General features: G+C 41.1%; 18 protein-coding genes. 5 read left to right on the top strand and 13 right to left on the bottom strand.

Annotation, left to right across the window (positions count from 1 at the left end; translation table 11 throughout):
- Positions 1-6: 6 nt before the first annotated feature.
- A complete protein-coding gene (locus A7sIIA15_RS06725) occupies positions 7-756 on the bottom strand; it encodes a polyprenol monophosphomannose synthase (RefSeq protein ID WP_095686358.1) in 750 nt (249 codons plus the stop codon).
- A gap of 43 nt (positions 757-799) precedes the next feature.
- On the bottom strand, positions 800-2,512 hold the full coding sequence (locus tag A7sIIA15_RS06720; RefSeq protein WP_095686357.1) for a hypothetical protein: 1,713 nt from the start codon (positions 2,510-2,512) through the stop codon (positions 800-802).
- A gap of 47 nt (positions 2,513-2,559) precedes the next feature.
- Between A7sIIA15_RS06720 and A7sIIA15_RS06715 the strand changes: the two genes are divergently transcribed.
- On the top strand, positions 2,560-4,542 hold the full coding sequence (locus A7sIIA15_RS06715) for an acyltransferase family protein (protein WP_095686356.1): 1,983 nt from the start codon (positions 2,560-2,562) through the stop codon (positions 4,540-4,542).
- A gap of 184 nt (positions 4,543-4,726) precedes the next feature.
- Positions 4,727-5,371, top strand: coding sequence for a VOC family protein (locus tag A7sIIA15_RS06710; RefSeq protein WP_095686355.1), 645 nt, complete (start codon positions 4,727-4,729; stop codon positions 5,369-5,371).
- Between the two features lie 9 nt (positions 5,372-5,380).
- Here the strand turns inward: A7sIIA15_RS06710 and A7sIIA15_RS06705 are convergent, their stop codons facing one another.
- The 7 genes from A7sIIA15_RS06705 to A7sIIA15_RS06675 form a co-directional block, all read right to left on the bottom strand.
- On the bottom strand, positions 5,381-6,262 hold the full coding sequence (locus tag A7sIIA15_RS06705; RefSeq protein WP_095686354.1) for an NAD-dependent epimerase/dehydratase family protein: 882 nt from the start codon (positions 6,260-6,262) through the stop codon (positions 5,381-5,383).
- The gene (locus tag A7sIIA15_RS06700; protein ID WP_095686353.1) at positions 6,262-7,176 is read right to left on the bottom strand and encodes a transketolase family protein; all 915 of its coding nucleotides are present in this window, start codon (positions 7,174-7,176) and stop codon (positions 6,262-6,264) included. Before A7sIIA15_RS06700 ends, A7sIIA15_RS06705 begins: the two co-directional genes overlap by 1 nt.
- Positions 7,173-7,949, bottom strand: coding sequence for a transketolase (locus A7sIIA15_RS06695; protein WP_095686477.1), 777 nt, complete (start codon positions 7,947-7,949; stop codon positions 7,173-7,175). The genes A7sIIA15_RS06700 and A7sIIA15_RS06695 overlap by 4 nt, the downstream gene beginning before the upstream one ends.
- A 5-nt stretch (positions 7,950-7,954) precedes the next feature.
- Positions 7,955-8,659 (bottom strand): sugar phosphate nucleotidyltransferase, encoded by a 705-nt coding sequence (locus tag A7sIIA15_RS06690; RefSeq protein WP_095686352.1) that lies wholly within the window; start codon positions 8,657-8,659, stop codon positions 7,955-7,957.
- Positions 8,656-9,963 carry a lipopolysaccharide biosynthesis protein RfbH gene (gene rfbH, locus A7sIIA15_RS06685; protein WP_095686351.1) on the bottom strand — a complete coding sequence of 436 codons (1,308 nt, stop codon included), beginning with the start codon at positions 9,961-9,963 and terminating at the stop codon, positions 8,656-8,658. Before rfbH ends, A7sIIA15_RS06690 begins: the two co-directional genes overlap by 4 nt.
- 96 nt (positions 9,964-10,059) lie before the next feature.
- Positions 10,060-11,040, bottom strand: a complete 981-nt coding sequence (gene gmd, locus A7sIIA15_RS06680; protein ID WP_095686350.1) for a GDP-mannose 4,6-dehydratase — start codon at positions 11,038-11,040, stop codon at positions 10,060-10,062.
- On the bottom strand, positions 11,037-11,969 hold the full coding sequence (locus A7sIIA15_RS06675) for a GDP-L-fucose synthase family protein (RefSeq protein ID WP_095686349.1): 933 nt from the start codon (positions 11,967-11,969) through the stop codon (positions 11,037-11,039). The genes gmd and A7sIIA15_RS06675 overlap by 4 nt, the downstream gene beginning before the upstream one ends.
- 209 nt (positions 11,970-12,178) lie before the next feature.
- Between A7sIIA15_RS06675 and A7sIIA15_RS07130 the strand changes: the two genes are divergently transcribed.
- The gene (locus A7sIIA15_RS07130) at positions 12,179-13,516 is read left to right on the top strand and encodes a hypothetical protein (protein ID WP_190279136.1); all 1,338 of its coding nucleotides are present in this window, start codon (positions 12,179-12,181) and stop codon (positions 13,514-13,516) included.
- Here the strand turns inward: A7sIIA15_RS07130 and A7sIIA15_RS06665 are convergent.
- Complete coding sequence (locus tag A7sIIA15_RS06665) at positions 13,478-14,638, bottom strand: glycosyltransferase (RefSeq protein WP_095686347.1); 1,161 nt, start codon at positions 14,636-14,638, stop codon at positions 13,478-13,480. The genes A7sIIA15_RS07130 and A7sIIA15_RS06665 overlap by 39 nt on opposite strands.
- A 69-nt stretch (positions 14,639-14,707) precedes the next feature.
- On the opposite strand from A7sIIA15_RS06665, the gene A7sIIA15_RS06660 reads away from it, so the two are divergent.
- Complete coding sequence (locus A7sIIA15_RS06660; protein WP_190279135.1) at positions 14,708-15,946, top strand: nucleotide sugar dehydrogenase; 1,239 nt, start codon at positions 14,708-14,710, stop codon at positions 15,944-15,946.
- Here the strand turns inward: A7sIIA15_RS06660 and A7sIIA15_RS06655 are convergent.
- Positions 15,943-16,902: a GDP-mannose 4,6-dehydratase gene (locus A7sIIA15_RS06655; RefSeq protein ID WP_095686345.1), complete on the bottom strand. Its 960-nt coding sequence runs from the start codon at positions 16,900-16,902 to the stop codon at positions 15,943-15,945. The genes A7sIIA15_RS06660 and A7sIIA15_RS06655 overlap by 4 nt on opposite strands.
- A 27-nt stretch (positions 16,903-16,929) precedes the next feature.
- On the bottom strand, positions 16,930-17,718 hold the full coding sequence (locus A7sIIA15_RS06650; RefSeq protein WP_095686344.1) for a glycosyltransferase: 789 nt from the start codon (positions 17,716-17,718) through the stop codon (positions 16,930-16,932).
- 44 nt (positions 17,719-17,762) lie between these two features.
- Here A7sIIA15_RS06650 and A7sIIA15_RS06645 point away from each other — a divergent pair, with 44 nt between their 5' ends.
- Entirely contained in the window at positions 17,763-18,800 is a 1,038-nt protein-coding gene (locus A7sIIA15_RS06645) for a glycosyltransferase (RefSeq protein WP_095686343.1), read from the top strand.
- Here the strand turns inward: A7sIIA15_RS06645 and rfbB are convergent.
- Positions 18,797-19,780 (bottom strand): dTDP-glucose 4,6-dehydratase, encoded by a 984-nt coding sequence (gene rfbB / locus A7sIIA15_RS06640; protein WP_095686342.1) that lies wholly within the window; start codon positions 19,778-19,780, stop codon positions 18,797-18,799. The genes A7sIIA15_RS06645 and rfbB overlap by 4 nt on opposite strands.
- Between the last annotated feature and the right edge of the window lie 24 nt (positions 19,781-19,804).

The following is a 19,804-nucleotide window of genomic DNA, read 5'->3' as shown; positions in this document are numbered from 1 at the left end:
CTGTGATTAACCCCATTTGCTGAAAAGTGATTTTTTTCTATTCAATAACCACCATTTTGCAACTATATTTAGTGCTTCCCAAACGATCTTCGAGTCCATTTTTGAACTTCCTAGTTTTCTTTCGGTGAATGAAATCGGTACTTCGACGATATCAAAGTTTGTTTCGAGCATGAGTTTGGTCATTTCTATTTGAAAGCAATAACCATTTGATTCCGTTGCGGAGAAAGGGATGATACTTAGAGCAGAAGCTCTATAGCCTCTCAATCCAGATGTGGAGTCTGACAGATTAGTCATCAGCGCTGAGGAAGCAAATCTGTTTGCAAATCTAGATAGATAAATTCGAAAAAAGGACCAATCCTTGACATTCCCACCCTCTATCCACCTTGAGCCCAATGCCAAGCCAACATTAGGTTCGCACGTAATTTTCCTATAAATCGACATTAGGTCAGCGACTTCATGTGATCTGTCGGCGTCCATTTGAAAGATATAGTCGTATTTACTCACGGCATACTCAAAACCTTGCCGGTAGGCAGCCCCCAAGCCATTTTTTGAACTATTCTCAATAACACTAATCTTTCCGATTGGGTTCTCAACTGCCAATCTCTTGCATATATTTGCGGTCCCATCCGGGGACCCATCATCGATTATAAGAATATGCACATTAGCCTGTAAGTCGCATAGATCGACTATCAAACCTTCAATGGTTAGGGATTCATTGAAGGTTGGAATAATTACAATTGATTTCGATTCTTTCACGCGATTCTCTCCACCTCAAGTGAAATTCCAAACATTAATCACTTCAAGCATTCCGAAGAATAAGCTCAAGGTTGGTAAGTCTAGCAGCCAGGTTAAAAACTACAGTATAGTTAGACTCACGAAAAGTCACTCCAACTTTTTTTGAACTAAGACCCAAATTCGAAAATTCGATCTTAGATTTGATTAAATCAGTAAATTCAGCCCCATTTACGTGATCATAAATTGCGAGTTTTTCCGACGAAAGTATATTGAAGAATTGCTTGCTAATCTCGTTTCCACCATCAATACCTCGATCTAATGAGAAACCACTTTTTGCCACATTTCTCCAGGGGATCCCAGAAATTTGATAAATAACATCTTCAAGCGGTTTCTTGTTAAATATATTCTTTATTGGAACAGGTTTTATCCAATGTTTTAAAAATGGAGTTTCAGTTACAAAAGATCTCGAGTTCAGGCCTAGGGAGTTTGGTACCCCCATCATATGCACGGCCATACCTGGGTGTAAGTAATACCAAGATTTTCTCACCGTATCGTGGAGTTGAATATCGCCACGACCTTGAATGATGCTTGAGATTAGGTCAGCCGAAGCTTCGATATCTGGAATTCGATTTTCCCATTCAGGATCGGTCCATTCTGAAGCCATTGCAAGTCGAGACACGTGTTCATTTAAATTTGAACCCCAACGTTCTGCACGTTTTTTGCTTCTTAGCAATTTGCTACGAAGATTTATTAATCCTGTAAGTGAAGAATCCAATATAGGTGACTTTGCAAAAAACGATGTATATGGCAAACCAAGAACGATGCGATGAATCAGAAAATTTCGGTAACCAGGTTCTGACATCCACCCAAATTGTGGGGGCTTGGGTATGGCGAGAGACAATACTGAATCCATATTTTGACCTGATACTAGGCAATCAAGTTTCATCTTTACAGAAAATTGATATTCAAAAGGAGACATGATTCGATGCTTCATGGAATCTAGAATTTCTTGGACATCTGATGGATTATCTGAGGGCCAACCGAAACTACTTGAGATAATCTCTAATTCAAACCCATATTCCTTGGCAACAAGCCTTGCTTGTTCAAGGCTTCCGCCACTTTCAATACCGTCAGTTAATACATATATGCAAATAACTCTCTCTGGCCCCATGGCTGATCTCAAGGCCAAAGCCACAGCTAAAGAATCTTTACCCCCACTGAAAAGCACTCCTACTTTAGAGTACTGCTTTTCGTAGAGCGCTGCAGTCTCAAGGAATGAATCAAGTAAGGAAATTTCTGGCAGGTTACCCAAGTCATTTAGTGCCGTACGCGAAATTTTCAATCTATCTTCGGGCTGATATGAATAACTCGTTAATGCGGTTGCAAAACTTACATTAGAAAAAGGTGTCTTGCAGGCAAGTGGTTGGACAGGGGAACCATTCCGTTTAGAGAGGAAAACTCGAGTCGAATCTGAATCTAACATAGCGGATTTACCAGAGAGGCCGAGTAGATTCGAGATACTGCTAGAGAAGTTTCCAGAAGTATCATGGTATGCACCAGTGAAATTAACTGACGTGATTAAACTTTGTTTAATTGGGTTATAACTAGCCCACGAACCCGCTATTGACATTCCAATATTAATTGGGTCTAAATTCAATTCACTTTCAAGGGATGCCCCATGAGTTAATTTAGGTATCTCTTTAGAGTCTTCTCCGTAGAACTCAAGGTCACCTTCGCGCTGCTCCGCGAGACTCAGATTCCAGAATTTATGTGTCATGAATTCCGTTCATTTTCATCGTTGATCCCCTCAGATACTATACATGAGTGGCCCTAAAAAGAGTTGATATCCAGTGCCTTAGAGCATTTGCGGTCGGAATCGTAATCTTGGATCACTTCGGCGTTAGTGGATTTGACGGAGGTTTTATTGGTGTAGATATCTTCTTTGTAATAAGCGGGTATCTAATTTCTGGAATTATTCTTCGTGGAATAAGTCTTGGAAAATTCTCTTTAGGCGATTTCTATTTAAAGCGGGCTAGGAGAATTCTTCCAGCTTTTCTTTTTGTAATTTCTATTTCATTGCTTTTGTCAATGTTTTTTACCCCACCACCGGAGACAATCAAACACAGTAAGTCCACAATATCGGCATTGTTTATGGTTTCTAACATCTATTTCTGGAGGAGCATAAATTATTTTAATCCAAGCGAGGCTGAAAACCCTCTTCTCCATACTTGGTCGCTTGGCGTTGAAGAGCAGTTTTACTTGTTGTTTCCAATTTTTGCAATTATAGTCTTTAAATTACGGAAAAAGGGCGTTACCACTTTTTTTGTCCTTCTTATAGGAATTATTCTTTCATTCTGGCTATCTCGCGTTTCACCGATTGCAGCATTTTTTCTAGCCCCATCGCGTGTTTTCGAATTCTTCTTTGGTGTTCTGGCCACAGTTTTGCCAGGAAAATACAAATTACCCTTGCTAATGCAACATGCAAGCCTAATTCGAATACTGCTTTGGTTTGTCTTGACTTACCAAGTGATATTGATTGATGAAAGTACTTCAATTCCCCTTCCCGGATTGTTTACAACACTAATCGCCACGACAATTTTGCTGAAGTTAGGAGAAATGAAGCCAGCGAGTAATTTAAGAATGCTAACTTTGCAAAAACCTTTTGTATTTTTAGGCGATATCAGTTACAGCCTTTATCTTTGGCACCAGCCAATTATTGCATTTGGTATCCAAGCAGGGATTCATCAAACACATATAAGTTCATTGGCTTTTATGTTGTTTGTTCTTATCAGTGTGTCATTCTTAACCTGGAAGTACATAGAAATGCCCTTTAGAAAAACCTTCGCTTCAGATAGAGGATTTCTCTCCGGCATTCTGATCATTGCAACTTCAATTACATTTTTGTCCGGAGTTCAAATGTTCTCGGGAGGTTATTTACTTAGGGAAGATTTGAGACCGAAAATACAAGAATTACAAAGTGACCTACGCCCAAATGTTGGCTTATCACCTAAATGTGATTCAAAGAACTTGGATTATACTGAATGTCAATCAGGTGACAATGTACGATTCATCGTCTGGGGTGATTCTTATGCGATGCATTTGGTTGATGGAATAAATGCTTCAAATCCAAAGATCGGCATCTTTCAAGCTACGTTTTCCAGCTGTACTCCGGTTTTTGACTTAGAAATTTCAGATTCATTTGGTCGATTTCCAAATTCGAGAGATTGCAAAGAATTCAATGGGGAGGTCCGTGAGTTATTTTCTTCCCGCAAATATGCATTAGCGACAGTAGTTGTTTCGTCACCATTTGTTCAATTTGTTGAACAAGGTAGAAAGTATAGATTGTCAAATAGATTGGTAGGCGCAAATGTTGCTGAAGAGATTTTTCAGAAATCAATTAAAGAAATAGAGTCTTTGGGTTACCATGTAGTTATCATCTCACCACCACCAACCAATGATTCTGATCTTGGAAAATGTGTTTTGAGAAAAGTGACTTTACACCAATCAATTAGAGATTGTGACTTTTTAAAGTCTGATTGGATCAAGGCCAGAGGAAGCACAATTAGTTTTATTCAGAGAGTTGAAAACCAAGGTACGAATATAATATGGCTAGATCATCTCCTTTGTGAGAAATATTGTTTAGCAACCATGGATGGTATTGCCTTATACAGAGACTCAGGACATCTGTCTGTTCCCGGTAGCCGACTGATAGGTACAAAACTCGCACTTGCGAACTTGGCGAGTACCCCACTGGTGGCGGTCAATCAAAATTTCGTGACCAAGCCCGATGATAATCAACGGCCATAGTCTGAGATTAGTTTTGCTACCTGAGCAGCTATTTGGATTGTCAGACAAACTCTCGATCAATTCAGCGGAGAATTTATGGGAAGATTTCGACCCTCCACGCTCGGAAGGGCTATTTTCGTAGCAATATTCGAAGTGCGGCTCAGAATGGTAACGACCACCCCCTTTCATAGGGCAGGATTTACCCATGCGCTTAGACCATGTCTCATATGTAACTTCCCATGATCAACTAGCCGACACAGTTCAACGCCTTGGCTCACGACTCGGCAGCACCTTCGTAGATGGTGGTGTCCACCCACGCTTTGGCACACGCAACTTCACACTGCCTCTTCAAAACGGTCAATACATCGAAGTTGTCTGCCCACTTGATCATCCTGCAACAGAGCAAACTCCTTGGGGTAAGGCTGTTAGCAAGAAAGCACAAGAAGGCGGCGGTTGGCTAACCTGGGTTTTCGCAACTGACAATATTTCAAAGGTTGAAGAGAAGTTTGGGCGCAGTGCAATCGAAGGTCACCGCACACGCCCAGATGGAAGCGATCTTAAGTGGAAGCAAATCGGAGTGAATGAAATTGCCGAGTCTCGCGAACTTCCATTCTTTATTCAATGGCTAACTGCTGATCACCCATCACAAGATGGCAAAGCGGTTGCTGCAATTGAAAAGATTACAATTTCTGACTCTGATCAACTATCAGACTCATGGTTTAAAACAGAGATCCTTGCTGGATTAAACGGCACAAATCTTGAGTTTATTGACCCGTCAACAAATGATGGTGAGTCAGGAATTGTTGCAGTGGATTTGATAACACCTAGTGGTGTTGTGAGACTGGATTAATTCATAGAGTCAAGACTTGTAAATCCCCTGAATCATTTCTGAGATTTGAATTTCAATTGAGCTTAGCTTTTTAAAATTGTTTAAATATAGTTTGGATTCAGGCGAAATGTAATCTAATTTGCTGTCAGGCCTTAGTTTTTTGACAATAACACGACTATTTGAATTCATGGCTTTAACCGTAATGTCTGCTAGCTTTGAAAGAGTGATAGCGGAACCGCCTGAATTAATCATCCCCCGCCCACCATTGTATAAATGATCTAAGGCCGCTTCAAGTATTTCAGGCGCAGAAACATATGAACGAAGAACGTCATTTTGAATGAAAATATCTTCATTTATCTTGGCCCTTCTAATAAAGTCCGCTAAAGCGTAATGAGATTCCAAAGGCATATGGTGGCCCGTTGCAGACCATAATCGAACCACCAAGCTATTTGAATCCCTTAAGACTGATTCCATATTCTGCTTAAGCAAACTGTAGTTTTTCAAGATATCTGAGTGAGAAAAATTGCTACCGTCTAATGCCGCACCACTCGACATGATGAGTTTCAATGCATTCTGACTTTGATCAAACAAATCTTTGGTTAAGGTTAAAATCTCCTGATTCATCCTGATGTATTCCTCAACCTTAATGGCTTTTGATGGATTTGGTAACACGAATGCTAAGTGAACGATTAAGTCGTAGGAGAACGAATCAGTTATGGATGTAAGAGATTTACACTCAATCGGTTCACCATGAATGTAAATCGTTTTTTGCTTACTCGAGGCACAGGTCAAATCGAGATGTTCGAGTCTTCCGAACTTGCCTTGCAGTTGGCATAAAAACTCATGTCCAATCCAGCCTGAAGCTCCAGTGATCAAAATACGGTTATTCTGTAGAGTATCTTGGAAAGTCATTAAAAACCTAAACCAATTTCAATTTCCCTTTTTATCGATTGTGAGTCTATTTTTGCTAATTCACGTAAATACTGTTGATCTCCAATTTCATAAACGAATGTTCGTAATATCCCAATTCTTTTCACGGGAACCTGGAGCTGAGTTGTTTCTAGAAATTCCAAAACAAAGCTTCCAAATCCACCATCAAGTATGTGTTCCTCTACTGTAATGATTTTTTCATAATTTTGCAGATTGATAGAGCCTATACTTTTGAAACTTAGAGTCGGCACTGAAAAATGTGAGACTTGGATTTTTTCCGTCGCTGTTAATTCATTAATGGCTTTTACAACTTCAATTCCTATACCGCCCGTACTAAGTACTACAATTTTTTGGCCTTCATTCAAGAGACGAGGGATTTCTACGTTAGTTAATCGCGAATCACTCAAAGGGGGTTCTCCATTTTTCCCCAGTCTTAAATACTTAGGTCCTGGTTTCTTTAGAATATAGGGCATTAAGACCTCGAGCTCGATTGTGTCACCCGGTGAGTAGATTTCCAGATTCGGTAGAACGCGCATCACCGCAAGATCTTCCACCGCGAAGTGTGAGTACCCCAGAGTTCCGTAGGCAAATCCTGCACCGACGGAAACGATCGTTACATTCAAATCATGATATGCAACATCATTTCGAATTTGCTCTAGACATCGCATTGTAGGAAAGTTAGCGATTGAATAGACAAAGACTTTATAACCAGTGGCGGCCAACCCACCTGCCATGCCCAGCATGTTTTGTTCCGATATACCTGCATTCAAGAATCTGCCAGGATAGGTTGTCGCAAATTCTTCTATTACGCCATACCCAAGGTCGCCGACAATTAGAAAAATATCAGGATCTTCATGGGCAAGCCGCATTAAATTCCTGACGAATGTATCTCTCATTCTAATTCCTTGATTGCCGCATTCAGTTCTTCAAAATTTGGCGGACGATAATGCCAAAGCACTGAATTCTCCATAAAGCTCACACCTTTTCCCTTTATCGTCTCAGCGATATAAACCCTTGGCTTCGTCTGATTGATGTGTTGAGTTATCTTCGCTAAATCTTTAAAGTCATGACCGTCGATCTCAAAGACTTCCCAATTGAACGCTTCCCATTTTCTTGCTAGGGGTTCCAAGGCAACTGTTTCCTCAGTGCCACCTAGGGACTGTATGCGATTTCTATCAATTATTACCGTCAGATTGTTTAACTTCAACTGTGGAGCGATGAGAGCAGCTTCCCAATTACTTCCTTCATCGCACTCACCATCCGAGAGAACTACGTAAACATGCCCTTTTTGTCCGGCTCGAGACTTTCCAAGGGCGCGACCGACCCCATATGGAAGTCCATGGCCTAGCGAGCCAGTAGACAATTCCAAAAATGGTAAGTTTGTAGAGGTTACATGTCCACCCAATTTCGAACCATTTGTACAGTAGTTTGAAATCCATCCATCAGGCACCATGCCAAGAATATTTAGGACTGCATAAACGCCCGCCGCTGCATGGCCCTTTGAGACTAATACCACGTCATCGACGTTTCTTGTTGATTTCAAGAAGAGTTGGACAGCAATATCAATTAATGAAAGTGACGAACCGATGTGTGCGCTTCGAGCATGGTGGACCATGGTCAAAGCAGTTTTTCGAGAATTTTTTGCAATAGATTTTTCGATTTCAAACATCAAAGTCACAGAATTTCAAGCCAAGGGGGGATTGTTTTGGTTGCAAGTTTCTCTAGATCATTTTTTTCTCGGAGAGTGTCCATAGGCTGCCAGAAGCCAAAGTGTTCATAAGCCATCAACTGTTCATGCTCCGTCAGCCTTGGAAGCGCGCCTGTTTCAAAAGGTTCATTCAGATTGTGAATGTAGCTTGCGACATGGGCCTCCAAGACAAAGAATCCACCATTTATCCACCCAGCATCACTCTGATTCTTTTCACCAAAGTGTATGACCTGCCCATCCTTGGTGTTTAGGTAACCAAATCTTGCGGGAGGTCGGACAGCAGTCAAAGTTGCTGATCGACCATGATTTTCATGAAATTGAATGAGTTTTGTAAGATTTACATTACCTAATCCGTCGCCATAAGTAGCAAGTACCCTTTCCCCAGGAAATAGATCCATGCACAACTTGATACGACCACCTGTTTGTGTTTCAAGACCAGTGTCGATAGTTGAGATTTTCCAGTCACTCTCTAGTCGCGACACCCAATCTGAAATTACATTGCCTCGATATCCAGTTGCCACCACAAACTCATTCAGACCTTGCTTAGCGTAAATATTCATTAAGTGCCAAAGAATTGGTTTACCACCCAGTGTCACCATAGGTTTAGGCTTATCTGCAGTTTCTTCAGAAATGCGGGTTCCTAACCCACCAGCAAGGATCAAAACTTTCATGGCTTAATCCCTAGAATCTCGTAAATTGATTCAATCATAAAATCTAACATTTCAGTCGAGAGGCCAGGCCAAACGCCTATCCAGAAAGTACCATTCATAATACGGTCGGTGTTTTCAAGGCTTCCAATCACTCTCCTTGGTGTACCAATAAACGCAGGTTGCCTTAAGAGATTTCCACCAAACAACAGCCTTGTGCCGATCTTCCTCTCATTTAACTCTTGGACAATCTCATTTCTAGTTTTAGGCGAAGATGGCTTGACGGTGAGGGCAAAGCCAAACCATGAAGGATCGCTTTTTGGAGTTGGCTTGGGAAGTGTGACGAAATCTTCTAAACTCTTCAATCCCTCTAAAAGGTAATTCCAATTTCGGCGCCTCAACCCAACAAAGGAGTCCAATCTATCTAATTGAGCCAGACCAATTGCGGCTTGAATGTCTCCAGACTTTAAATTGTAACCAAGATGTGAATATGTGTACTTATGGTCGTAACCCTCTGGAAGCTCACCAAGTTTCCATTCGTACCTCTTGAAGCATGTGTTATCACACCCAGGTGCACACCAACAGTCACGACCCCAATCACGGAATGATTCAACTATCCGTTTATGCGCAACATTTTTTGCCAGAACAGCTCCACCCTCACCTGTAGTTATATGATGCGCTGGATAAAAGCTAAATGTAGAAAGATCTCCAAAAGTACCCAAATTCTGACCATCATAAGTGCCGCCAAGTGCGTCACAACTATCTTCTATTAACCAAAGTGAGTGTTTCTTCACTAAATCTTGTACGAAATCTAAATTAAATGGATTCCCCAAAGTGTGTGCCATCATCACTGCCTTGGTCTTTGAAGAAACTGCAGCCTCCAATTGCTCATCTATTGCCACGTAAGTTGCTGGATCCACATCAACATAAACGGGTACCAAACCATTCTGGAGTATTGGCGTTACGGTTGTAGGAAAGCCTGCGGCAACCGTTATTACCTCATCCCCTTGATTTAGGGCCCGCCGGCCGTGCTCGCGACTAGTAAGAGAACTAAGAGCTAAAAGATTCGCCGAGGAACCCGAATTAACCATGAATGCGTTTCGCATTCCAACAGTTTTTGCAAAACGAGATTCGAATTTTTCGGTGTATGGACCGGAGGTTAGCCAGAACTCCAGACTTGCTTTAGTTGCGGCGATTAATTCTTCACGGCCGTAGACTTTTCCAGTTACAGGAATCGCAGAGATTCCAGCTATAAACGGTGACTTCGCATGCAAAGTTTGGAATGCATCTGAGGCAAGCTGCTCAATTAAAGGTTCTAAATTCTGCATTGAAGCAAGCCCCTATCGATTGGAATCGAATTAAAAATCATACAAAGGGTACAGCTTGGAAGTGGTTGACCGCCGCCTGAAAGGAAGTTTACGGCTCTAATTTTTACTTTGTAAATCGGAATCAACCATCAGTTTAGCCAATTCCTGCCACTTAGTTTTGGCCTCCCACCTGAGCAATTTTTTGGCTTTTGAAGGATCTCCTATCAATGAATCTACCTCAGTCGGGCGAAGATATTTCTTATCAATCTCTAAATGTTCCTCCCAGTCAAGATCTGCATGCGAAAATGCTGCTTTAGCAAAATCACGAACGCTCGCCCCTACACCCGTGGCAACTACATAGTCGGATGGACTATCTTGTTGGAGCATTAACCACATTGACTCTACGTACTCCTTGGCATACCCCCAATCTCTGACAGATTCAAGATTTCCTAAAAACAATTTCTCCTTTGAACCTTTTGCAATTGCGGCAACGGCGCGAGATATTTTCCTAGTCACAAATGTTTCACCACGTCGCGGAGACTCATGATTAAACAGAATTCCGTTACTTGCATGCAAACCATATGCTTCACGGTAATTAACGGTTGCCCAATAAGCCATCAACTTAGCTGCAGCATAAGGACTTCTAGGCCTAAAAGAGCTCTCTTCATTTTGAGGTGGAGGAGTAGAGCCAAATAGTTCGGATGTACTAGCTTGATAAAATCTAGTGTTTACTTCCGCGGATCTAATTGCTTCTAGTATTCCGACTACGCCCACACCGTCTACCTGCCCAGTATATTGCGGCATTGAAAAGGACACTTGAACATGAGATTGTGCAGCTAAATTGTAAACTTCAGTTGGTTGCAATTCGCGTATTAAAGTCGTCAGGCCAACTCCGTCTATTAAGTCCCCAAAATGTAAGAATAATCTCGGATTTTCGGTATGAGGATCTTGATATATATGGTCGATACGGGAAGTATTGAAGGTAGAAGAGCGACGTATGAGACCATGTACTTCGTAGTCCTTACTCAATAAAAATTCAGCTAGATATGAACCATCTTGACCTGTAATTCCTGTGATAAATGCTACTTTTCGGCTCACTTTTTTACCTCACCTCTTTCGATAGCACTTTTAAACCATGTCATGGTTGATGAAATTCCATCTTCAAGGCTAATTTCGGGATTCCACCCTAGTTTTTTAATTTTAGTGACCTCCAAGAGTTTCTGCGGAGTTCCATCCGGCTTTGTCGGATCCCATTTGATTGCGCCATAATAACCTGAAATCTTTGCGATTAATTGAGCGACCTCCTTTATTGAGATGTCCTCCCCTGTCCCTACATTGAGGTGGCTTTCAGAGTCATATTTATCCACCGCAACTAAAACCGCACGGGCCAAGTCGTCGGCATGGAGAAACTCACGACGCGCACTCCCTGTTCCCCATAAGGTAACGGATGCTTGGCCAGAATTAGCTGCACTTAGAAACTTATGGATTAATGCAGCCAGGACGTGAGAAGTTTCTAAATTAAAATTGTCATTGGGGCCATAAATATTGGTAGGCATCAAAGAAATCCATTTTCTACCAAATTGGCGTCTATATGACTTAATCAATTCTACTCCAGCAATTTTTGCTATCGAATATGCTGAATTGGTCTCTTCAAGTGGGCCAGTCATTAAATATTCTTCTTTGATTGGTTGAAGCGCATTGCGCGGATAAATACAGCTAGAGCCTAGAAACACGAACCGACTAATGTTTGCTAGATTTGATGCACGCATCAAGTTTTCTTGGATACGTAAATTCTCTAACAAAAAATCTACAGGGTGCTCTCGGTTAGCCAGGATTCCACCCACACGGGCCGCCGCATCAATGACAAGATCAGGCTTTGTATCTGAAATAAATGTGAGCGTCTGTGAAAAGTCAAAGAGGTCTACTTCAGATCTTTTTGAAGCTATCAACTCGTATCCCTTGTTAACAACAGCTCTAGAGATAGCGGAGCCAACAAGGCCGCTTGAACCAGCAACATAGACTCTCACTAAATTAGGTTATCAGGAATATTTCTCAACACACTTGATCGGGGGGCCATAAAGACTTCCAATTGAGTGGTTCATATATAATCGCTTTACAACCTCACATAGGGAGAGCAATGGTTGGACCTTGGCGACACAACCATTTAAGAAGTAATCCTTACTCCAGTGTTTGGTTTACGATAACTTCAGCATACGTCATTTTTCATCTCTTATTCTTGATTTTACTAGGAAAGATCACAGCTTTTGGAATCGATGAGGATGGGTACCTTGAAGTATTCAGGAAGATATATTCAGGATCTTTTGACATTCATTCTCAGATTAGTTGGCCAACTAATAGCACAGCCCTACTTCAACTTATATATCTTCCCGCTAAACTTGTTTCGCTTATTGGAATACCCGACTATTTAGCACTTCGAATTCAGTCTTCTGTCCTCTTCTACATCACTTGCTGGATCATTTTTAGACAAATTGGTAATATTTATAGGAGAGCCAACATCGCACTGCTTATAGGTCTTATGTTTTTACCAAGCATATTTGTTTGGACATCACTTGGACTACGCGAAAGTTATATATTTTTTTGGATTACTTTAATTTGGTTGTCACTGCATAAGTTGATTGATCAACATTCAATAAGATATCTTGTTCTTTTGGCACTCAGCGTTAACGGTTTGGCAACAACAAAAATTTATTTGTACACACTTGCACTTTTTATGGGATTTATAACTTTAATCCTGTTGGTAAGGTCAAAAGGATACAGAAATATTGTCTTGATGGCTCTAGTTTTACTGTCGCCCCTTTTAACACTTCCAGGAGTAAAAGGGGAATTGATTTCGGGGGCTCGTAGTGCAATTCTATCTGAGACAGCTTCCCAATCGGGTGTGAATGGTTCTGGTTCGGGTGTGAATGGTTCTGGTTCGGGTGTGAATGGTTCTGGTTCGGGTGTGAATGGTTCTGGTTCGGGTGTGAATGGTTCTGGTTCGGGTGTGAATGGTTCTGGTTCGGGTGTGAATGGAGCCGACAATGGCCAAACCCTGAAATTACTATTGGAGCAGTTAAATGAAAACTCACTTTTGGAATCAACACTTTCAAAGCTCGGTATTTTAGATCACCTGAGTGAAGTGGCATCGGTCAGAGAGTCTGAGAATGAGTCAACTGTGGTGAGCAATGTTTTCAAGAACGGGTCACTGACTAATGTGAGTCAACTAGTTCTGGCTGTAATTAAATTCCTGGTTCTTCCAATTCCATTTGCAAATAACGGAAGTTATTTTATGAATTTACAATCTATAGAGAGCCCACTTTTGTATTTGGCATATTTTATCCTATTTTGGTATCTGCTTATCGTCACAAGGAAAAAACCAAGAAAGCCCCAACTGTTTTTCGGATTGTGTCTATTTGCCGTTTTATTCACTGTCCAATCCGCATTAATAGAAATCAATCTAGGTACATTAGTCAGGCATCGATCTATTTTGATTTTAATCATTGTCCTTGCTACTGTTGAAGCTAGTACCAAACTTTCAGTGTTTAAAAGGAGCCAAACTGATATAAAGTCTTGACATTTCTGCAAGATACTTTGATAAACCAAATTGGTTCTCGATTTTTTCCTTAGCAGAGATACCCATCTCTTTAAGCATTGATTGGTTCCGCAGAAGAAGCTCTAGGATTTCTACGACCTCATTACTCTCTCTCTCGGTGATGAATCCGGTTATTTCATCCGAGATGACCTCAGAGATAGAACCAACATTTGTGCCAATCACTAGTTTTGACATGTAACCAGCTTCAATTGCACTTAGTGGTAATCCTTCGTTGTCACTGCAAATCACTAGAACATCTAATGCTGACATCACTAAACCAACATCAGCTTGCCACCCCAACCATTTAACTGGAAGATTTAAGTCATTGATTTGACTCCTAATTGATTGGGAAAGATCACCTTCACCAGCTATGAAAAATGAAATCGGAAGAGACCTTTGTGAGGATTTTTGCACGAGCTCCAAGAATCGATCTGGTCTTTTGATGCCGGTTACTCTTCCAAAAAAACCACACACCAAGTTGCTTTCCGGAAAATCCAAACCTAGTTGTTCATGGGCGAAATTCTTTAAGTATTCTTTTGGTTGGATAACACCTGGATGAACAACAACATATTTATCTGGTCTGCCAATTTTGGCAGCCAATAAATCCGCGGCAACCTTGTGTCCAACAGCAATTAGTACATCTGTCTTTTTTGCAAGTATTCTTTCTATACAAACGAAGATCGTTGTTTTCAACTTATTAAAATAACCAAAGAGTATATGTCCATGAAATGTATGCACTAGATGAACATTATGTCTTGATAAGACTGCTGCCGTTCTCCCAAGTAGTCCTGCCTTTGATGCATGGGTGTGAATGATGTCCGGCCGATCTCGCTTAATCGCGTTAGTGAGTGAAATCAATGCATACAAATCTCCTCTTAAATTAATTTTCCTCCCAAGGCCTTTAACCATCGTCACATCAATTTCTTGACCGTGTGTTTGGAGGTAATCCGCTTCTCCAGATTCGCATTCACCTGCAAAGACTTTTTGCTCAAACATGTCAGAATCCAGCATTTGAATACTGTTCGAGATCATAACCGCAGGTCCACCTACATTCATGCGAGAAATGACGTGCATGATCTTGATTTTTGAGTTACTAGCAGTCATTTTTTCAAATTATCCTAAAAAATAGATTATTTGGGTGATTTTTTTCCTTCAAAATGTATGCTAACACCCATGCCCAAAGGACAACCAGATGAAATCGCGATTATTGGACAGGGATACGTTGGGCTCCCACTAGCAATGTCCGCTGTAAAAGCTGGTTGGAAAGTCTATGGAGTAGATCTTGATCTTGGAAAAATTGAGAAACTCCGACAAGGCGTCAGTCCTGTTGAGGATATTCAAGGTAGTGAGATTAAATCAGCTTTAGAACGAGATCTATATGAGCCAACAGCTGACTTTGAGCGAATTTCTCAAGCGAAGGTTATCGCCATTTGCGTCCCAACGCCATTAGATGATTCGCTGAAGCCAGATTTGTCTATGTTGCGATCGGCAGCCACGAGTATTGCCCCATACTTGGCAAAAGGAACCCTGTTAGTTAGTGAATCAACTTCCTTTCCTGGAACGCTTAGGAATGTCATTATCCCCATAATTATGGAACACCAGGAGAACAAATCAAAAGATTTGAAGTTTGCGTGCGCACCGGAAAGGGTAAACCCTGGAGATAAGGTTTGGAATCAAGGCAATACACCGCGGCTGGTAGGTGGTATTGATTCTGATTCACTGGAAAGTGCCGTCGGGTTCTATCAACAAATTTGTGACTCTGTGGTGTCTGTATCTTCCCCGGAGGTAGCTGAAGCGGCAAAGCTTTTAGAAAACACCTTCAGGCTCGTGAATATCGCACTGGTAGATGAGTTAACTCAAGCATGCTCTGCGGCGGACTTATCCGTGTATGAGGTAATAGCTGCTGCAAATACCAAACCGTATGGATTTATGGCTTTTTATCCTGGTGTTGGGATTGGGGGCCATTGTATCCCTGTCGACCATTCGTATTTAACAAGTTGGGCAGATTCGAATGGAGTCTCATTAGATCTGACAAAGTCAGCCAGCAGAGTTTCCAGGAACATGCCGTCCTACGTTGCACAACGTGCTTTGAGCTTAGTAGCAGGAATAACAAATCCAAAAATCTTGATTCTGGGAGTTTCGTATAAACCCGGTGTGGCAGATGTTCGCGAGACACCTGCAAGCGAATTAAAATTAGCCCTCGAAGATCTAGGAGCGCAAGTGGTTTGGCATGATCCCCTTGTTGCTAATTGGGAAGGAACTTCTTCGGTTGATTTGAATGTGGATTATGATGTCGCAATCTTGGCAACAAATCAACCTGGTATGCAATTAAACTTACTTCGCAATGACCGAAAGCCATTGTTAGATTGCACCAACTCTAAAATTATGGGAAAAAAAGTATTCAACCTTTAACGTTTCATAGCCTTTGCAATGTCATCCACGATGTTTTCCAGAGAAAGTTGTGGCTCCCATTCAATCAATTGCTTTATTAATGTGATATCAGGGACACGCCGTTGCATGTCTTCAAAACCGTTACCGTAAGCCTCTTCGTAATCCAGAAAAACTATTTCACTTTTGGATTTGAGTCGCTGCTTAATGAATTCAGCTAGTTTCAATATAGAAATTTCTGTGGAGTTTCCAATATTAATGGCCCTACCAATAGTATTCTTTGAAAATGCAATTCCAACTAGTGCGTCAACAGCATCCTGGACGTGAATAAAACAACGACTTTGATCCCCACTTCCATAAATAGTGATGGGAGAGTTTTCAAGTGCTGACGATACAAATCGCGGTACTACCATTCCATATGCTCCCAATTGTCGTGGGCCGACCGTATTGAAGAAACGAGCAATCCTAATTTCGAGCGATTTCTCAACAAAGTAAGCGTATGCAAAAGATTCATCTATCGCCTTGGCTTCACTATAAGACCAACGTAGAGTGAGGGGGTTTCCAAGAATTCGATCACTATTTTCAGACAAAGAATCAGAGGTATTTTTCCCATAAATCTCACTACTACTCGCGATTAAAACAGGCACCGAGAATTTATCTGCAGCTGACAGAACGTTTTCTGTGCCGGTTAGATTAATAGACAGACTTTGTAGTGGTTTTTGGACAATGTTAAATACACCTACGGCCGCAGCTAAGTGAAAGACATAGTCGCTATTTGCCACTTGCTTAGAAACTAATTCAGAATCTAGAACCGAACCCTCGATTACTTCTAGATTTTTCTTGTCCGAAGTGCTCTCTAGATTCTCCATTGAACCGGTGCTGAGATCGTCGAGAACAGAAACCTCGTGACCAAGATTGAGCAATCTTTCTACAAGGTGCGAACCGATAAATCCTGCACCACCAGTCACCAGTATTTTCATTAGGATAGGTTATCTCAGATAAGTCAGTTAAAGCGCTTTACTTAGCGACCTGAGGAAGTTTCTTGCACGAATTTTTGACTTTACGGCAATTCCCCATCCTATCGAAATAAACAAAAGAGGAGTCTTTCTCCCAAAGTGGCTTCGCCTAATCTGATGTTTTTCACGAATAACGTCATAAATCCGCTGATCCGAAACTCCTCCTGGCTCAATACATGCAAATACTCTTTCGGCTCGAAATGAATTTTCCCCTTTAACTATTTTCATAACTAGATCGAAATCACTGGCTAATTCAAAATCTATATCAAACCCTCCAAACTCAAGAACTTTCTTCTTATGGAATAACATGGCTTGATGGCATCCACCGCGTCTATTGAATGCAAATTCAAAGCTACTCAACCTCTTGGCACTCTTTAAGTATGGTTGCGAATTACTATCACCCGATACTGAGTAACCACCTATCAATAAATCTGCGTTTAGCAGTTGGATTTGTTTTAGGGCAAATTCAAGAGTGGCGTCATCATAGAACTCATCTCCACTATTCAAGAACCACACATAATCGCCATTAGCTTTCTTTAATCCTTGATTCATTGCCGAGTAGATTCCGAGACCATTTTGAGCAAGAATTTTTATTCTCGGATCGGAACTAGCGAGATTCTCGCTCAACGCGATTGTGCCGTCTTGTGAAGGGGCAACGACAAGAATTAATTCCCAGTTTTTGTATGTTTGGGGTAAGACACTTCTATAGGTATTAGCCAATCCTTCTTTGTTATTGCGCGCAATTGAAATTATGGAGACTGAAGGTACCACCTGCAACACCTCACTTCCCCTAGATAAAAGAGTACCAGTAGTAACATGATGAAATGGAAAAAGTCTTTGTTGTAACTAATTCCCTGACAGGTGGCGGAGCAGAACGGGCCATGAATTTGGTTTGTTCGGATATTAGCAAACAGAATCAAAATGATTATCAGTTTACTTTAGTTCCAATAAATCAGGGACCAAGAGACTTAGTGGATCCCAATTGTCGAGTAATTCCAATTGGAAGAAAGTGGCGTGGGACTTTCAGTAACACTTTATTTAGTTATTTAAAATTTATTTCACTCGTCGTTCGTGAAAAGCCAAAAGTCATGATTCTCAATTGTGCGCTTCCAGAACTATTTGCGTGCTTCATTCCAGTAAAAACAAGCTTTGTGGTTGTGGAACATTCCAGAAATCCTTGGCTTGGGCGAGAATCCCTAGGGCTGGTGGTTAGAAGAATCCTTAAACTGCGCAAGTCGACTTTTATCACTGTGTCCGCGCACTTAAAGATTTGGTCGCTTCCAGAAATCAAAACTCGTACAATTCCAAATCCTGTTTTTCAAGTTAGTAAATATCCGAAAAATAGGAATGATAAGTCAATCAAAAGACTTGTTTTTATTGGAAGATTGGCGTCCGACAAAAACCCCGAAGCATTTATTGAGATACTTCGCCGCTTACATTATCCAGGGCTAGTAATAGGTGATGGAGTCTTAATGGAAGGACTTAAGAATCAAACTGCAGACAAATTGCCAGATGTAGAGTTTGCCGGCCATAACTTGGAACCTTGGAAGTTGCTTAAGGATGGTGATTTACTCATTGTGCCTTCAAAGTTCGAAGGTGATGGATTGGTAATTGCAGAAGCAGTACTAGGCGGATTCCCTTTATTGGCATCCCAAATTAGCGAGTTTAGAAAGTTTCGTCTCTCAGAATACTGCTATTGCGACTCCGAAGAGGAATTCATTTCAAGAATCCGTGAGTTTTCTATGAAAATTGATGACTTGATTCCAGCCACATTGGCTGTTGAGTCACTCAAAAATGAACGTGGGATTGACGCAATTGGAAATTCTTGGAAAGTATTAATACATAATTTAGTTGCATCCTAAACTCGAGATTTCCACCAATTCTGGTTATCTACATACCAGTTGACGGTTTCTCTAAGTCCGATTTCAAAATCTATTTTGGGAGTGAAGTTTAAGGTGTCTTGTAATTTGCCACCATCAAGTGCATAACGGAAGTCATGCCCTTTGCGATCCCTTACGAATTCGATTTCATGAGCATTTTTCCCCATGATGCCTAGGATCATTTTTACTAAGCTTAAGTTTGATATTTCAATCTGTCCGGCAATATTGTAAACATTTTGTGGAGTTCCACCTAACAATATCTTGTGTATTGCTCGTGAATGATCCTCGCAATGGATCCATTCACGCTTATTCATTCCGTCACCGTAGACCGGAATCTTCTTATCACTCATCAGATTTGTAATAACTAACGGAATGAGTTTTTCTGGATATTGGAATGGCCCATAATTATTACTGCATCTTGAAATTCTGACATCTAAGCCATGAGTTTTTCCAAATGATCTTACGATTAAATCAGATGCTGCCTTTGAGGCGGCATACGGTGAGTTTGGTTGCAAAGGTTGATTCTCATCCCAAAAACCTTCATCGATGGATCCGTATACCTCATCTGTGGAGACATGAAGAAAAGTAGCAATATTCTCCCGGACGGAAGCTTCAAGTAAAACATGAGTTCCAAGTACATTTGTTGAAATAAAATTGGAGCTATCTGAAATTGAGCGATCGACATGTGATTCGGCAGCGAAGTGGACAACTAAATCAATTTCGGAGAACAAGTCATTTACTAGTTTTGGATTCCGAATATCGCCATTAACAAACTCAAAATTTTTATTGTCCAAGGAGGATGACAAATTCTCAAGGGAGCCTGCATATGTCAGGGAATCCAAAACGTAAACGCGTTTAGGAATTTCGCCCAGATGTCCTCCAAGCAACATTCGGACATAACTGGAGCCTATAAAACCCGCCCCGCCAGTGACAACGAGGGTTTTTTCACTAAGTGACTGCACTTCTATATTGTACTTCAAGCAACC

The sequence above is a fragment of the Candidatus Planktophila vernalis genome (assembly GCF_002288185.1).
Taxonomy (GTDB): Bacteria; Actinomycetota; Actinomycetes; order Nanopelagicales; family Nanopelagicaceae; genus Planktophila; species Planktophila vernalis.
The sequence above is the reverse complement of the archived record's forward strand: the minus strand, read 5'-3'. Positions and strand labels throughout refer to the sequence as shown.

Excerpts from the sequence above, each read along its gene's own strand:
- A7sIIA15_RS06720 (WP_095686357.1), bottom strand. The coding sequence starts at position 2,512 with ATGACACATAAATTCTGGAATCTGAGTCTCGCGGAGCAGCGCGAAGGT.
- A7sIIA15_RS06710 (WP_095686355.1), top strand. The coding sequence starts at position 4,727 with ATGCGCTTAGACCATGTCTCATATGTAACTTCCCATGATCAACTAGCC.
- A7sIIA15_RS06705 (WP_095686354.1), bottom strand. The coding sequence starts at position 6,262 with ATGACTTTCCAAGATACTCTACAGAATAACCGTATTTTGATCACTGGA.
- A7sIIA15_RS06700 (WP_095686353.1), bottom strand. The coding sequence starts at position 7,176 with ATGAGAGATACATTCGTCAGGAATTTAATGCGGCTTGCCCATGAAGAT.
- A7sIIA15_RS06695 (WP_095686477.1), bottom strand. The coding sequence starts at position 7,949 with ATGTTTGAAATCGAAAAATCTATTGCAAAAAATTCTCGAAAAACTGCT.
- A7sIIA15_RS06690 (WP_095686352.1), bottom strand. The coding sequence starts at position 8,659 with ATGAAAGTTTTGATCCTTGCTGGTGGGTTAGGAACCCGCATTTCTGAA.
- rfbH (WP_095686351.1), bottom strand. The coding sequence starts at position 9,963 with ATGCAGAATTTAGAACCTTTAATTGAGCAGCTTGCCTCAGATGCATTC.
- A7sIIA15_RS06665 (WP_095686347.1), bottom strand. The coding sequence starts at position 14,638 with ATGACTGCTAGTAACTCAAAAATCAAGATCATGCACGTCATTTCTCGC.
- A7sIIA15_RS06660 (WP_190279135.1), top strand. The coding sequence starts at position 14,708 with ATGCCCAAAGGACAACCAGATGAAATCGCGATTATTGGACAGGGATAC.
- A7sIIA15_RS06655 (WP_095686345.1), bottom strand. The coding sequence starts at position 16,902 with ATGAAAATACTGGTGACTGGTGGTGCAGGATTTATCGGTTCGCACCTT.
- A7sIIA15_RS06645 (WP_095686343.1), top strand. The coding sequence starts at position 17,763 with ATGGAAAAAGTCTTTGTTGTAACTAATTCCCTGACAGGTGGCGGAGCA.